Origin of the sequence: Amycolatopsis sacchari, assembly GCF_900114035.1 — a bacterium.
In the GTDB taxonomy this organism is placed as follows: domain Bacteria; phylum Actinomycetota; class Actinomycetes; order Mycobacteriales; family Pseudonocardiaceae; genus Amycolatopsis_E; species Amycolatopsis_E sacchari.
In genome coordinates this window covers 74,718-88,611 of the sequence record NZ_FORP01000027.1, presented here as the reverse complement: position 1 = coordinate 88,611, position 13,894 = coordinate 74,718, and the positions used below count along the sequence as shown (strand labels likewise).

Annotated in this window: 13 protein-coding genes; 7 read left to right on the top strand and 6 right to left on the bottom strand. The window is 71.4% G+C overall.

The annotated features are described in order from the left end of the window. The first annotated feature begins 136 nt into the window (after positions 1–136). Positions 137–805 (top strand): GntR family transcriptional regulator, encoded by a 669-nt coding sequence (locus BMZ92_RS31155; RefSeq protein ID WP_091514945.1) that lies wholly within the window; start codon positions 137–139, stop codon positions 803–805. Here BMZ92_RS31155 and BMZ92_RS31150 read toward each other — a convergent pair. The 3 genes from BMZ92_RS31150 to BMZ92_RS31140 are packed head-to-tail and all read right to left on the bottom strand — an operon-like array spanning position 784 to position 3,405. After that, the gene (locus BMZ92_RS31150) at positions 784–1,743 is read right to left on the bottom strand and encodes a 3,4-dihydroxy-2-butanone-4-phosphate synthase (protein WP_091514943.1); all 960 of its coding nucleotides are present in this window, start codon (positions 1,741–1,743) and stop codon (positions 784–786) included. The two genes, BMZ92_RS31155 and BMZ92_RS31150, sit on opposite strands and share 22 nt — an antisense overlap. Next, a complete protein-coding gene (locus BMZ92_RS31145) occupies positions 1,740–2,237 on the bottom strand; it encodes a flavin reductase family protein (protein ID WP_091514941.1) in 498 nt (165 codons plus the stop codon). Before BMZ92_RS31145 ends, BMZ92_RS31150 begins: the two co-directional genes overlap by 4 nt. Positions 2,238–2,268: 31 nt before the next feature. Continuing rightward, entirely contained in the window at positions 2,269–3,405 is a 1,137-nt protein-coding gene (locus BMZ92_RS31140) for an LLM class flavin-dependent oxidoreductase (RefSeq protein ID WP_091514938.1), read from the bottom strand. A 240-nt stretch (positions 3,406–3,645) separates the two neighbouring features. On the opposite strand from BMZ92_RS31140, the gene BMZ92_RS31135 reads away from it, so the two are divergent. Genes BMZ92_RS31135 through BMZ92_RS31125 form a run of 3 tightly spaced genes read left to right on the top strand, consistent with a single transcriptional unit; the run spans position 3,646 to position 6,900 of the window. Then, on the top strand, positions 3,646–5,151 hold the full coding sequence (locus BMZ92_RS31135; RefSeq protein ID WP_091514936.1) for an aldehyde dehydrogenase family protein: 1,506 nt from the start codon (positions 3,646–3,648) through the stop codon (positions 5,149–5,151). Beyond that, on the top strand, positions 5,148–5,903 hold the full coding sequence (locus BMZ92_RS31130) for a class II aldolase/adducin family protein (RefSeq protein WP_245783356.1): 756 nt from the start codon (positions 5,148–5,150) through the stop codon (positions 5,901–5,903). The genes BMZ92_RS31135 and BMZ92_RS31130 overlap by 4 nt, the downstream gene beginning before the upstream one ends. A 58-nt stretch (positions 5,904–5,961) precedes the next feature. Beyond that, positions 5,962–6,900, top strand: coding sequence for a MarR family winged helix-turn-helix transcriptional regulator (locus BMZ92_RS31125; RefSeq protein WP_177228950.1), 939 nt, complete (start codon positions 5,962–5,964; stop codon positions 6,898–6,900). A gap of 52 nt (positions 6,901–6,952) precedes the next feature. Here the strand turns inward: BMZ92_RS31125 and BMZ92_RS31120 are convergent, their stop codons facing one another. Next, on the bottom strand, positions 6,953–7,657 hold the full coding sequence (locus tag BMZ92_RS31120) for a FadR/GntR family transcriptional regulator (RefSeq protein ID WP_091514965.1): 705 nt from the start codon (positions 7,655–7,657) through the stop codon (positions 6,953–6,955). Between the two features lie 76 nt (positions 7,658–7,733). On the opposite strand from BMZ92_RS31120, the gene BMZ92_RS31115 reads away from it, so the two are divergent. After that, complete coding sequence (locus BMZ92_RS31115; protein WP_091514931.1) at positions 7,734–8,927, top strand: fumarylacetoacetate hydrolase family protein; 1,194 nt, start codon at positions 7,734–7,736, stop codon at positions 8,925–8,927. Between the two features lie 12 nt (positions 8,928–8,939). Here BMZ92_RS31115 and BMZ92_RS31110 read toward each other — a convergent pair whose 3' ends face one another. Beyond that, a complete protein-coding gene (locus BMZ92_RS31110; protein ID WP_091514928.1) occupies positions 8,940–11,648 on the bottom strand; it encodes a glycosyl hydrolase family 65 domain-containing protein in 2,709 nt (902 codons plus the stop codon). 206 nt (positions 11,649–11,854) lie between these two features. Here BMZ92_RS31110 and BMZ92_RS31105 point away from each other — a divergent pair, with 206 nt between their 5' ends. Continuing rightward, entirely contained in the window at positions 11,855–12,316 is a 462-nt protein-coding gene (locus BMZ92_RS31105; protein ID WP_091514925.1) for a DUF3237 domain-containing protein, read from the top strand. 15 nt (positions 12,317–12,331) lie between these two features. Here BMZ92_RS31105 and BMZ92_RS31100 read toward each other — a convergent pair whose 3' ends face one another. Next, the gene (locus tag BMZ92_RS31100) at positions 12,332–13,240 is read right to left on the bottom strand and encodes a LysR family transcriptional regulator (protein WP_091514924.1); all 909 of its coding nucleotides are present in this window, start codon (positions 13,238–13,240) and stop codon (positions 12,332–12,334) included. A gap of 71 nt (positions 13,241–13,311) precedes the next feature. Between BMZ92_RS31100 and BMZ92_RS31095 the strand changes: the two genes are divergently transcribed. Then, positions 13,312–13,890, top strand: a complete 579-nt coding sequence (locus BMZ92_RS31095) for a carboxymuconolactone decarboxylase family protein (RefSeq protein WP_091514921.1) — start codon at positions 13,312–13,314, stop codon at positions 13,888–13,890. Positions 13,891–13,894 lie beyond the last annotated feature (4 nt).

The following is a 13,894-nucleotide window of genomic DNA, read 5'->3' as shown; positions in this document are numbered from 1 at the left end:
ACGTGCCATGACTCACCTCCACTGGCAAGCCTCGCGCTCACCCGCCCGGATGTCCACGCGACACGGTTACCACGTCAACGTTCCTTGAAGAGGCACTAGGATGACGGTCCACGACACGGAAAGCGGAGGGGCGGCCATGAGGGACACGACGGCTGCCCCGAAGCTGTCCAAGTCCGAGACGGTGTACCGGGAGCTGCGGAGCCGCATCCTCAGCGGCCGGTACGTCACCGGGTTCCGGCTGGTGCTGGACCAGCTGGCCCGCGAGCTGAACGTCAGCACGGTCCCGGTCCGCGAGGCGGTGCGGCGCCTGGAGGCCGAAGGGCTGGTCACGTTCACCCGGAACGTGGGTGCCGAGGTCGCGGGGATCGACACGGCGGACTACGCGGACGCGATGCAGACGCTGGCGTACCTGGAGGGCGCGGCGACGAGCCTGGCCGCGCCGCACCTGGGTGCCGGACAGCTCGCCGAAGCGGCCGAGGTGAACGAGGAGATGCGCGCGCTGCAGGCCGGGACGGGTTTCGACCCGGTGCGGTTCACCGAGCTGAACGAGCGCTTCCACCGCCTGCTGTGCGACGCGTGCCCCAACCGGCACCTGCGGGACCTGCTGGGGCGGGAGTGGCAGCGGATGTCGCTGATCAGACGGTCCAGCTTCACCTTCGTACCCGGCCGGTCGGCGGATTCGGTCGCCGAGCACGAGCGGATACTGGAGCTGCTGCGCGAGGGCGCCCCCGCCGACGAGGTCGAACGCGTCGCGAGGGCGCACAAGCTGCGGACGCTGGACTCCTACCTGGCCGCCCGTTCCTGAGGGCGGCGCGACTCGAAGCCCGCCGTCGACAGCAGCGCGGTGCTGACCGCCCGGTCGGCGACGGTCAGGTCCTGGTGCCGGCCGGCCTGACCGCTCCTGAGGTAGACGAGGATCCCGCCCTGGTCGTGCAGGCGGGCGATCGACGCGTCCAGACGTGCGCGGCAGGGGCAGCCGGTGCCACCGAGGACGGCACCCGTGACGCACTCCAGCTGCGTCCCCACCGGCCCGGGCGTCCGCCCGAAGATCACGAGGTGCCGCAGCCCGCTCGCGGTGTCCAAATAGGACTCCGCGCGCAACGGGCCCCGCCCGGTGGGCAACTCGATGGCCGCCACTTTCCGCAGCGTCCCGGCGAACCTCGGCGCGCCGATGGCCGCGCAATCGGCGGTGACGATGCCGTGTTCCGCCGCGAGCGCGCGGACTTGCGCCGCCGTGGCAACGTTTCCCCCGTCATCGACGACGGTCGCGAGCAGTGCGGCCGCCGGCAGGCCGGCCTGACGGCAGAGGTCGATCGCGGCCTCCGGAAACCCGTACCCGGCAGGCGCGGGGTCGGCCGGCACCCGGATCGGGAGCACGTGGCCGGGGCGCCGGAGATCCTCGGGGCGCGTGGCCGGATCGGCCAGTAGGCGTGCGCAGTGCGCGCGGTCGGCGGCGCTGATCCCCGTGGTGATGCCGTTCGCCGCGTCGACCGACACCGCGTAGGCGGGTCCGCTCGCAGGCCCGCCCACCACCATCGGGGGCAGGCGAAGCTCGTCGGCTCGTGCGGTGTCCAAGGCGACGGACAGCAGGCCCGAGCTGTGCCTCACCACCCACGCGGTCCACCTGGTCGAGGCGAGCGACGCGGGCAGCGCCACCACGCCCTGGTCCTGCCCGAGGAGGAGGACCGGCTCACCGGCCCGGATCGCGCGCACGTCGTCCAGCACCACCTCCCGGCCGGTCATGTGCCGCTCAACCGCCGAAAAGCCGACCGGTGGAACACGAGTGGCGCGTTGCCGGTCTCGGTCTGGAAAGCACGCACCCGCAGCAGCGCGATGCGGTGATCCCCCGCCGGGATCTCGGAGTCCAGCTCGCAGTCCAGCCACGCGGCGGCACCGTCGAGGAACACCGCGCCGTTGCTCGTCGTGTGGACGGTGAAACCGGCGAAGCGGTCGCCCTGTTTCGCCGCGAGCTGGCGGCAGGCGTCTTCGTGCCCGGCCCCCAGGATGGTGACTCCGAGGTGCGAAGCGGTACGCAGGCGTGGCCACGTGGTCGAGCCGTTGTCGGCGCAGATCGACACCAAGGGAGGAGCGAGGGAGACGGAGGTGAACGAGCTCACGGCCATGCCGACGGGCCCGCCGTCGAGCAGGGCGCAGACCGCGGCGACTCCGCTGGGGAAATGCCCGTAGGCTTGGCGTAGCACCTGCCGGCTGGTGCCTTCGTCCACAATGGTCAGCATCGTTGCTCCTCAGGTGGCTGTTCCGGGGGCGTCAGCGCAGGCCGGCTTGTTCCAAGAGCGGGTGGGTCTCCCGCTGGAACCGGCGCATGTCCTCCACGTACCTCGGCCAGGACAGCAGAATCCCGTCGAGCCCGGTCTTGGCCAGCGCGCCCAGCACGTCCACCACCTGTTCCGCGGTCCCCACGATCGGATACCCCGCCCAGCCGGCGATGAAGTGGAACTTCATGTCGTTGATCGTCTCCGCGCTGAACGACGCCTGAGAACCGACCATCCCGTTCACCAGGTTCGTCGCCGCTTCCCAGTCCCCCCGCTGGTTCACGTAGTAGTCCAGGAACCGGCGCGCCTCCTCCTCCGTGTCCTCCTGCACGACGTACGCGTTCGTCCACACCCCGATTTCCCGCCCGTACTCCTCACGGGCCAGCGCCTTGAACGCCTTCACCCGCTCCGCCATCGCCTCCGGGTTCTGGTGCCCGATATCGGTGTTCACGAACACCACATCGCAATTGCGCGCACCGAAATGCCGGCCGGCCGTCGACGCACCCGCGTTCATCAGCACCGGACGCGGACTCTGCACCGGACGCGGTTTCAACAACGCGTCCTGCACCCGGAAGTACTTGCCCTCGAAACTGTACGGCTCGTCCCGCGTCCACAGCGCCACCACGATGTCCACCCATTCCTGGGCCACCGCGTAACGCTCGTCGTGGGGCAGCAACGGCGCGCCGAACATCTCGATCTCCGGCTTGTTCCACCCCGTCACGACGTTCAACGCGAAACGGCCACCGGAAATGTGGTCGATCGTCGTCGCCTGCTTCGCGGCCAGCACCGGGTGGATCGTCGGCACGTGGCTCGTCGAAAAGATGCCCGCCCTGCTCGTCGACGCCGCCTGGGCCGCCGCCCACGTGTAACACTCGAAACCCGCGCCGTTGAAGTCCGTCGCCCCGCCGAAACCCCGCCACCGTCCCACCGGCACGAGGGCCTCGAACCCCATCGCGTCACCCAGCCGCCCCAGCTCCGCGGTCGACGGCCAGTCCGCCGTCAGCACCCCGTCGGCCGTCGAAATCGCACACCCCCCGCTCAGGTTCGTCGAGAAAGTACCCAACTTCAGCGCCCGGTCGCCCAGCACCGGATGCCGGACCTGACCCTCGAGCGAAGCCACCGACGTCACCATTGACGCTCCTTCCACAGTGCATCCAACCCCCAGCGAGTTCCGACCGTATACGTAATATTTCGGGAGAGCAAGATGTCTTCCCGGACTCTGAGGGTCACTGAACCCAGTTCAGGGCCCGAAAGCCTGCTGGCCACACTTCGTTGACACCCGCTTCGGGCGAAGCCTATAGTCCCACCATCCGCGTACGTACTATCTATCTCGCGCTGACATCTTCCGGCCACATCGCAGAAAGAGCGAACGATGAGCATTGGCACCGTGCACGATGCCGAACCGGCAACGCTGGCCTCGAACGAGGCGCGTGTCCGAGGACTGCTGGACCGGGAGTGGCGCCTGCTCGTCGACGGCCGGCGAGTCGGCGCCGCGAGCGGGAAGACGTTCCCCGTCACCAGCCCCTACACCGAGGAAGTGATCGCGCACGTGCCCGACGCCTCGGCCGAGGACGTCGACCGGGCCATCGCCGGCGCGGCGCGGGCGTTCCCGGCCTGGGCCCGCACGACCCCGGGCGAGCGGGCGAAGGCGCTCTTCGCGCTGGCCGACGAGATCGAACGGCGCGCGCAGGACTTCGCGGTGCTCGACGCGATCGACGGTGGCGCCCCGGTCGGCATCATGCTGCTCGACGTCAAGATCGCTTTGGACAGCCTGCGGTACTTCGCCGGGCTCGCGATGGAGACCAAGGGCTACACCGTGCCGGCCAGCACGAACCTGCACTTCACCGAGCTGCAGCCCTACGGCGTGGTGGGGAAGATCATCCCGTTCAACCACCCGTTCATGTTCGCCGCCAGCAAGATCGCCGCACCGCTGGCCGCCGGCAACACGGTGGTCCTCAAGCCCGCGGAGGCGACTCCCCTGTCGGCGCTGCTGCTGGCCGACCTGGTCCAGGAGATCCTTCCGCCGGGCGTCGTGCAGGTCGTCGTCGGCGACGGGCCGGAGGCGCCGCAGGCGATCGTGCGCAGCCGCCTGGTCAGGCGGATCGGCTTCACGGGCAGCGAGCAGGTCGGGCGGTTCATCCAGCGCAGCGCCGCGGAGGTGGCGGTCAAGCACGTGACGCTCGAACTCGGCGGCAAGAACGCGCTCATCGCGTTCCCCGACGCCTCGCCGCAGAAGGTGGCCCGAGCGGCGATCCAGGGCATGAACTTCACCTGGTCCGGCCAGTCGTGCGGGTCGACGTCCCGGCTTCTCGTGCACGACGACATAGCCGACGAGGTACTGGCGGCGGTGGCGGCGCAGCTCGCCGGCCGCCGGTTCGTGTCGCCGCTCGACCCGGAGGCCGTCCAGGGGACGATGGTGAACAAGCGCCAGTACGACCGGGTGCTCGGCTACCTCGCGGGTGCCGTCGACAGTGGAGCGCGGGTCGTCACGGGCGGCGGCAGGCCCGCCTCGGTGGACAAGGGACTCTTCGTCGCGCCCACCTTCCTCGACCGGGTGAGCCCGGAGTGGCCCGTCGCCAACGAAGAGATCTTCGGCCCCGTGGTGTCCGTCATCCGCTGGACGGACGAAGAGGACGCGGTGCGGATCGCCAACAGCGTCGACTACGGACTGACCGGCAGTGTCTTCACCAACGACATCTCCACCGCCCACCGCGTCGCCCGCGCGCTCGAAACCGGGTTCGTGTGGATCAACGGCGCCGGCCCGCACTTCCAGGGCGTACCGTACGGCGGCTGGAAGAACTCGGGTGTGGGCCGCGAAGAGAGCCTGGAGGAACTGTTGAGCTACACCCAGTCCAAGTCCGTGACGGTGATGTTGTGACCGCTTTCGAGGGATTCGCTTCCGAGGACGACCGGCGGGCGGTGGCGGAAGCGAACTGGGCGCTCGCCGCGGCAGGGCAGTCCGACCTCGTGTGGGGTCACGTCGGGATGCGCGTCGCGGGTGACTCGGTGCTGATGAAGGTGTCCGGGCTGGGCTTCGAAGAAGTGGACGAGAACACGCTGGTGGTGGTCGACCGCGCGGGCTCGGTCCGTGCCGGGACCGGCCGCCGCCACCTGGAGTACTGCATCCACACCGAAATCCTGGCCGCCCGCCCGGACGTCGGCGCGGTGGTGCACACCCACTCGGTCGCGGCCGCGGCGTTCGCCTCGACGGAGGAACCGCTGCGCCCCCTCACCCACGACGCCGTCCCGTTCCTGGCCCCCGACGTCCCGCGGTTCACCACGACCGGCAACCTGATCTCCACCCCACAGCTCGGCGAAGAGCTCGCGAAGTGCTTGGGGGACAACAACGGCTGCCTCATCCCCGGGCACGGGATGGTCACCGTCGGGGCGTCCCTCGCCGCGGCCGTCATGCACGCGGCGTTGCTCGACCGGGCCTGCCGGGTCCAGCTGGACGCGATGGCAGCGGGTGGTCCGCGCCGGTGGTCGAGCGAGGCCGAGGTCGCCGAGAAGCGGGCGGGGTTGTGGACGGAAGGGCAGCTCACCGCCGGGTATGAGTACCTGGTGCGGCGCGGGAAAACCCTTGCCGCACCGGCCGGTCACCCCGGCCGGCGAGGAGCGGCCACCCGATAGTGCGTATACGGAGCACTCCTCGGTAGGGTGGCCCGGAGTGGTCGAGAGGAGTGCTTCAGTGACGACCCGCGGCCGTGAGCGGCCCTCCGCCGGCGTGAAGTCGTCCGAGCCGGCGCGGCTGGTGTCCATCCCCGGCTACCTGATCCGCCGGAGCCAGGCGGTGCACAACTCCCTGTGGGGTGAGCTGGTGCCGGGCGACCTGACCGGACCCCAGTACGCCGTGCTGTCCGTGCTCGCCGCGTTTCCCCAGTCCGATCAACAGCGCGTGGTGCGCCTCGCCTCGCTCGACAGGTCGTCGGGAGCGGACGTCGTCGCCCGGCTGGTGCGGAAGGCGTGGATCGAGCGCGCCCGGAGCCCTGAGGACGCCCGCCGCTACCTGCTGACGCTGACCCAGGCCGCGTCGATCGCGTTGTCGTCGATCACCCCGCGGGTCAAGGCCGTGCAGGACGCGCTGCTGGCGCCACTGCGGGCCTCGCGGCGCGCGGCTTTCGTGACCGAGCTGGCCGCGGTCGCCCGGGTCGCCGCGGGCGAGCTGCGCGGAGCGCCCCAGGACGCGTTCCCGGTTCTGGAGCTGGCCGTGCCCGGTCACCTGATCCGGTGCGCGCAGCAGGTGCACACCGCGTACTGGGCGGAGATCATGGACGGCAGGCTGACCGGCCCGCAGTACGCCGTGCTGCACGTCGTCGGGCGCTGGCCGGGGATCAACCAGCGGCGGCTCGGGGAACTGGCGGCGCTGGACAGCTCCACGACGACGGACATCGTGAACAGGCTGGCCGGACGCGGCTGGATCACCCGCGAAAAGGACCCCGCCGACGGACGCGGCCGCATCCTGACCTTGACCCGCGACGCCCTCGCGTCGCTGAAAGGCATCCACCCCAAGGTCGAGCTCGTGCAGCAACGGCTGCTCGAACCACTGCGCCCCCGCGAGCGCACCGATTTCCTGCGTGACCTCGCGCGGGTGGCGTTCGAGGGCAACCCGCCGGAGGCGGCCAGCTAGGCCGGGGCGCGGCTCCTGTCCGGGCCGCTTTGTATGATGATCGGACCTTGGCTTACCGCGGTGCTTCGGACAGGAGCCGGTCGCTGTGGCGCATGACGCGCCGCAGGTGGTTTTCGGTGGCGAACCGGGCCCGTGACGGATCACCGGCGGCGATCGCCTCCGCGATCTCCCGGTGCTCGGCCAGCGTGCTGGCCGCCTCGGAGGGGTAGCCGGGGCCCGAAGCGTAGGCGTTGCGCAGGAAGGCGTTCACCGGGCGGATCACCAGCGAGAAGAACGGGTTGCCGCTCGCCCGCGCGACGATCTCGTGGAAGCGCAGGTCGGCTTCGAGGAACCGGTCGCGCGCATCCGCGTTCTCCAGCGCCTCGGCCAGATCGCGGTTGGCCCGCTCGAGTTCGGCGAGGTGTTCGCCGGTCCGGCGGGCGGCGGCGAAGACCGCCATCTCCGCCTCCAGCACCAGCCGCAGTTCGAGCAGCTGCTCGAAGGACCCCTCGCTGCGCCGCAGCAGCAGGCCGTACTGGTCGGCGATGACCCGGCCGTCGAACTCGGCGACCGCCATCCCGCGTCCGGGCTTCACCGTGACCAGCCCGCGCTGGACCAGCAGGCGCGCGGTCTCGCGGACGACCGTGCGGGACACCCCGAAACGGGCCGCCAGCTCGGCCTCGGTGGGCAGCCGCTCGCCCGGTGCCAGGCCGACGATCTCGTTCTCGAGGGTGTCGGCCAGCCGCTCCGAGAGCCGCCTGCGCAGGTCGTCGCTCATGGCGGCCATCGTACGACCTTTGTACGATGATAGGACGTTCTCCGTCGAGTGCTGTTCAGTCCAGGAAGGCGGTCTCGTGCACCCCATCGCCCAGCCCGGTCAGCTCCTTCCCGCCGACGCCGAGCGGGCCACGCTGCTCGCGCGCGTCTTCGATCCCGCTGTCGGCGGCCCGTGTGTCGCCGCGATCCGCGGGGACCGGGTCGTGGACCTGACCGCGGTGAGCCCCACCGTCGCGGACCTGCTCGACCGCCCCGACGCCGTGGCCGTGGTGCGCGGCGCGGCGGGCGGGCGCGAGTGGCCGCTGGCGGAACTGCTCAACGCGACGCTGTCGCGGGACCCCGAGTCCGCGCGTTTCCTGGCCCCGGTGGACCTCCAGGTCATCAAGGCAGCCGGGGTCACGTTCGTCCGGAGCATGCTGGAGCGAGTCATCGAGGAACGCGCCGCCGGGGACCCGCGGCGTGCGGAGGAGGTCCGCGACCGGATCGCCGGTCTCGTCAGCGGCCACATCTCGCAGCTGCGGCCGGGGTCGGAAGACGCCGCACGGGTCAAGGACCTCCTGGTGCGCGAGGGACTGTGGTCGCAGTACCTGGAAGTGGGCATCGGTCCCGACCCCGAGATCTTCACGAAGGCGCCGGTGCTGTCCGCCGTCGGCACCGGCGCCGAGATCGGGGTGCTCGCCCGCTCCACCTGGAACAACCCCGAGCCGGAGCTGGTGCTGGCGGTCACCTCGGCGGGGGTGCCGGTCGCGGCCACCCTCGGCAACGACGTGAACCTGCGGGACTTCGAGGGGCGCAGCGCGCTGCTGCTGACCGAGGCCAAGGACAACAACGCCTCCTGCGCGATCGGCCCGTTCCTGCGGCTGTTCGACGACGGCTTCACGCTCGACGACGCGCGGCGCGTCGAGGTCGCGCTCGACATCACCGGCACCGACGGGTTCTCGCTGCACGGGGTGAACCCGGTGAGCGAGATCAGCCGCGACATCGCCGAGCTGGTGGCCCACGCCCACGGCCCGCACCACCGCTACCCCGACGGGTTCGTGCTCTTCACCGGCACGATGTTCGCGCCCACCGAGGACCGGGACGAGCCGGGGCAGGGGTTCACCCACAAGCCCGGCGACGTCGTGCGCATCTCCTCCCCCGCGCTCGGCTCGCTCGTCAACGTGGTCACGACCGCCGAGCAGGCCCCGGACTGGACCTTCGGCATCCGTGCGCTGATCGCCAACCTCGCCGCGCGGGGCCTGCTCACCGGCACCACCGAGGCGCGTTCCTGACCGGGGCGCCGGTCAGGACCCGCAGTCGGTCGCGTCGCCCGCGGGGTGGCGGGTGGGCAGCTGCAGCGGGGCGCCGGGCCGGACCTGGCGCACGTCACCGCCGCCGACGCGCACCGGGAGCGGCGGGCCGGAACGCAGGGTCAGCTTCGTGGTCCGCGCGCCGACGGACAGGTCGAACGTGCGGCCGTGCCACTTGATCCCCGTGATGTCCACCCCCGGCAGTTGCGTCGGCAGGAACGGATCGACGGTGACGGCGTCGGTCCCCCACCGCAGCCCGGTGAACCCGTAGAGGAACTCCTGCAGGTAACCGCCCTGGCCGGTGGTGAAGTCGAACGCGCCGCCGGTGCGGGTTTCGTACCACTGGTTGAACGGAGCCGCCAGGTACGGATCCGCGCTGGTGCGCAGCGAGGTGTAGACCTGGCAGCCCGGCGAACCGAGTGCGGCACCGGCGATGGTGGCGATCGCGTCCGTCATCGACGGGCCGTTGGGGTCGGTGCGCTGCCGGTAGTAGTCCAGGTCGTTCTGGGCCAGCTCGGGCGACATCGGCACCGCCCACGGGTATTGCAGCAAGGTGACGTCGGCCTGTTTGATCGTCTGCCCCGCGTACCCGTCGAACTCGGGGTGGATGTTGTTCACGGGATCGGCCGGGATCTTCAGGCCGTCCGCGACCCTCGCCCACGCCGGATCGGCGGGCCGCCCGACGATGCCCGCGGCGCGGATCGCGATGCGCAGTGAGGCCTGCGCTCCGGCGTTGGTGCTCGCGCTGTTGTTGACGTTGTCGTGGTATTCGTCGGCACCCTTGACGTCGTTGATGGAGTACCCGCCTGCCGGGTCGGGCACCGCGCGCGTGGCCCAGTAGTCGGCGATGCCCTGCAGCACGGGCCACGCCTTGTCCCGCAGCCAGGTCCGGTCACCGGTCGCTTCGTAGTACTGCCACTGCGCCAGCGCGATGTCCGAGTCGATGTGGATCTCCTGCCTGCCGTCCGGTGACCAGTCCGGGGTCGTCTCCTTGCCGGTCAGCGCGCTCTGCCACGGGAACTTCGCGCCCTTGACCGGGTGGTCCGGAGTGGACAGTGCCGCGGCGGCGGCCCTGGCTGCGGGCAGGCGCTGCTGCCGGTAGGCGTTCGCGTCGGCGGCGATGGCGGGGTACTGGGCCAGCAGCGCCGGGTACATCCACGTCTCCATGTCCCAGAACACGTGGCCGCTGTAACCGTCCGAGGACAGGCCACCCGGGCTGGCGCTCCAGACGACCCCGGCGCGCACGCTCGCGAGCAGGTAGAACATCGACGCGTGGACCTGCGCGGTCATGGTGGGGTCGCCGGGGATCGAGATGTTCGACCGCCAGAGGTCCGCCCAGGCCTCCTGGTTGCGCGCCAGCGCACGCTGGTAGCCCTCGACGGCGGCGTGGGCCGCGGTCCTCGCGGCGGCCTGCTGCGGAGCCGCGGGCAGGCGGTCCGTGTCGACGCTGGAGGCGACCCCCACGAACTTGGTGATCCGCAACGGCTGCCCGGCTCGCACGGGGAAGTCCGCTCGCTGTCCGGCACCACCGTCGGCGATCGCCCGGGTAGGCAAGGTCCTCCCGTCGACGCGCAGCACGGAACTCATCCCGGCGGTGACCAGGTTTCCGTCGCTCACCACGGTTTCCGACAGCGTCGCCGTCCTGCCGTCCACCTGTGGGTCCCGCGTCGAGGCGTGGTCCAGACCTCGGGCGTCGAACTCGTCGATCACGGTGGCCGTGCCGCTCCAGTGCGGCACGGCGCGCACGCTCACCGCACCCAGGTGCCCGTCCGCGCGGTTGGCGTTGACCTCGTAGGCGAAGCTGGTCACCTCGCCCGCGGGCGAGGTCCAGTCGAACGACGTGCTCAGCACACCCGTGCGCAGGTCCAGCGACTGCCGGTAGTTCGTGGTGGTGCCCACCGTCGACGGAGCGACCTGCGTGGGCGGTTGTGCGCCTTCGGGATACAGCGCGAGGTAGTCGACGTTGACGCGCGCCGTGTCCCCGTCCGCGACCGTGACCTCGAGCGTGTTCGCGCCCGCGTTCAGGGTCACCGGCACCGTCACCACCGCCCAGTCGTCCCAGCTCGCCAGGCTGGGCACGGACAACTGCCGCGACTGGCCGTTCACTCCGATGTGGACGGTCTGCGCGCTGCCGCTGCCGTTGCCGTACCGGACGGCGAGCGTCGCCGGGCCGGCCGGCGCGTTCCGGACCGGGACGACGTCCCTGCCGCCGACCGTCGGGGTGTTGTTGGTGTTCAGGCCCGCCAGGTAGCTCCCGGTGATCGAGCCGGGGTGGGAGCTCTCGAGGAACGCGCCCCCGGAGATCTTCCCGTAGGCGGCGGGACAGAGCTGCCCGAAGCCGCAGGACCACTCCCCCAGTCCGTAGACGTCGTCGCCGCGGCCGAACCCGAGCGTGGTCCAGGTCGGCAGACCGGCCCGCTCCTCCTGCCCGGCGGAAGGAGCGCCGTAGAAGCCCGCGAGCTGGGACTGGGTGACGATGGGCTTGCTGCTGTAGCCGTGGCCCTCCGCGGGCACCCGGGCGCCGAGGTAACCGTTGCCGACGAAGGTCGGCGAGTAGTTCTTCGACGGGTCATTGGTGCTCAGCACCCACCCGTCGTCCCGCGCGGGCGTGGCCGAAGCCGGTGCCGCCACCACACCCAGGAGCAGGCAGCAGGCCACCACCAGGAACGCCGCCCGTCTGCCGGGCCCGTCTTGCTTCGTCATCGGAACGCACCTCTTCGTGCCACGACGCGCGGACAATATGTTGCAGCAAGCAACATATATCGCGATCCGCGGCTGGTAAAGATGATGATCAGCGCTCCTTCACCGGTTTCTTCCGGCGGGCCGGGCGCCTACGGTCAGCGGAGATCGAACCGTCTGGAGGAGTCACCGTTGGGAATCACCGGTCTGCAGATCCGCGAGGTCGCCTGATGCTGTTCCCGCCGCCGGGGCTGGAGCCCCTCGCCACCGTGACCGTCGACCTCGCTCCCCCGCTGGACTTCGGCCCGGGGCCCGACGGCCACCACCGCACGGTGCCGATCACCGGCGGCACCGTCGACGGGCCCGCGCTGTCCGGCCGCGTCCTGCCCGGTGGGGCGGACTGGCAGCGCGTGCTGCCCGACGGCACCGTGTTCGTCGAAGCCCGCTACACGCTCGAACTGTCCGGCGCGCTCGTGGGGTTGGTCAGCACCGGCGTCCGCACCGGGCCGCCGGAGGTCCTCGCCGCGCTGGCCCGGGGCGAGGACGTCGACCCCGCGGAGTACTACTTCCGCGTCACGTTGCGGGCCACCACGGCGGATCCGCGGTACCGGTGGCTCACCACCAGCGTCCTGATCGGCCGCGCCGAGCGCACCGCGAACCAGGTCCGCTACGACCTCCACCGCCTGCTCTGACCCGAGAACACCACCTCACTCGGCGAGGGCGGCGGCTTCCTGGCGGAGTGCGTGCACGAGGGCGTCCATCGACGCCGTGGGCGAGCCGGGCAGGCGCACCAGGCTGACGCGGCGCCGCTCCTCCGGGACGCCGTCGAGGGTGACGAGGCGGACGCCGGGCGGGACCGCGGACAGCAGTGTCGACGGAACGGTCGTGATCCCGGCTCCGGCCGCCACCAGGCTCAGTTTGGTCAGCCAGTCGCGCGCCGCGTGGCGGACCTGGGGTCTGCCGGGGAGGCCGGGCCAGACGCCGAGCAGGGGTTCGCCGGCGCCGGCGGGGCTGCCGATCCACGTCTCGCCGGCGAGGTGTTCCGCGGTCACGGCCGGGCGCGCCGCGAGCGGGCTGCCCGCCGGGACCGCCAGGACCAGGCGGTCTTCCAGGAGCGGCTCCACGTGCAGGGGCGGATCGTCGGTGTCCGGTGAGCGGTGTGGCGGCCGGGAGGTCAGCAGCGCGAGGTCGATCGCCCCGGTGCGCAGCGCCCGCACCAGCGACGGGGTGCCGCCCTCCCGCGTGCTGACCTGGATCCGCGGGTGTTCCCGGTGGAGCGCCGCCAGCGCACGCCCCACGACCACCGCGCCGGCCGCGGGGAAGAAGCCCAGCCGGACGCGGCCGGCGTCGTCCTCCTCGCCGCGCAGTTCCCGCTCGGCCGCGTCCAGCGCGTCCAGGGCGACGACGGCGTGCCGCAGCAGGGCGTGCCCGGCCGGGGTCAGCCGCACGCCGCCGGGGTGGCGCTCGAACAGCCGGGCACCAGTGGCCTGCTCCAGCGCGGCGATCTGCCGGGAGACGGCGGGTTGCGTGTACCCCAGCGCCTCGGCCGCCGCCGTGAAGGTGCCGCGCTCGGCCACCTCACGCAGGACCCGCAACCCGACCAGCGCGACCTCCATAAGGAATCATCATATCGGCTATGCAGGGCATTCGCTGGCGGAATGCCCGGCGCGTTCCTAACGTCGGGGACATGGAAGAACAACCCGGCGGCCGGTTACCGCTGCTGCCACCTGACGCCCTCGACGCGGAGCAACACGCGGTGTGGGAGCGTCTGACCGCCACCCGCGTCAGTGCCGCGGCGGGCTACACCGCGGCACTGCCCGACGGACGGCTCATCGGCCCGTTCAACGTCATGCTGCGCGCCCCGCGGCTCGCCGCTCCTCTGCTGGAGTGGGCGCAGGCCATCACGCGGTCCGGCATCCCCCAGGACGTCCGCGAGGTGGTCATCCTCACCGTCGCCGCGCACTGGCAAGCCGAATACGCGTTGTACGCCCACACTGCGGCCGCCGAGCGGGCTGACGTACCCGCGGGCGCTATCGCGGCGCTTCGACGGGGCGGCGAACCCTCCGGTCTGAGCGCCGAAGCCGTTGTAGCGCACCGGTTGGCCGTCGCCCTCGTCCGCGACCACCACGTGCCGGACGACCTCTACGACGAAGCGGTCACGACGTTCGGCGTCGAAACCCTCGTCGCGCTCGTCAACCTCATCGGCCAGTACCTCAACACCTCGGCGCTGCTGACCTGCTTCCAGGTCCCGGCGCCGGTCTCCTGAAAGG

Excerpts from the sequence above, each read along its gene's own strand:
- BMZ92_RS31155 (WP_091514945.1), top strand. The coding sequence starts at position 137 with ATGAGGGACACGACGGCTGCCCCGAAGCTGTCCAAGTCCGAGACGGTG.
- BMZ92_RS31150 (WP_091514943.1), bottom strand. The coding sequence starts at position 1,743 with ATGACCGGCCGGGAGGTGGTGCTGGACGACGTGCGCGCGATCCGGGCC.
- BMZ92_RS31145 (WP_091514941.1), bottom strand. The coding sequence starts at position 2,237 with ATGCTGACCATTGTGGACGAAGGCACCAGCCGGCAGGTGCTACGCCAA.
- BMZ92_RS31140 (WP_091514938.1), bottom strand. The coding sequence starts at position 3,405 with ATGGTGACGTCGGTGGCTTCGCTCGAGGGTCAGGTCCGGCATCCGGTG.
- BMZ92_RS31135 (WP_091514936.1), top strand. The coding sequence starts at position 3,646 with ATGAGCATTGGCACCGTGCACGATGCCGAACCGGCAACGCTGGCCTCG.
- BMZ92_RS31120 (WP_091514965.1), bottom strand. The coding sequence starts at position 7,657 with ATGAGCGACGACCTGCGCAGGCGGCTCTCGGAGCGGCTGGCCGACACC.
- BMZ92_RS31110 (WP_091514928.1), bottom strand. The coding sequence starts at position 11,648 with ATGACGAAGCAAGACGGGCCCGGCAGACGGGCGGCGTTCCTGGTGGTG.
- BMZ92_RS31105 (WP_091514925.1), top strand. The coding sequence starts at position 11,855 with ATGCTGTTCCCGCCGCCGGGGCTGGAGCCCCTCGCCACCGTGACCGTC.
- BMZ92_RS31100 (WP_091514924.1), bottom strand. The coding sequence starts at position 13,240 with ATGGAGGTCGCGCTGGTCGGGTTGCGGGTCCTGCGTGAGGTGGCCGAG.
- BMZ92_RS31095 (WP_091514921.1), top strand. The coding sequence starts at position 13,312 with ATGGAAGAACAACCCGGCGGCCGGTTACCGCTGCTGCCACCTGACGCC.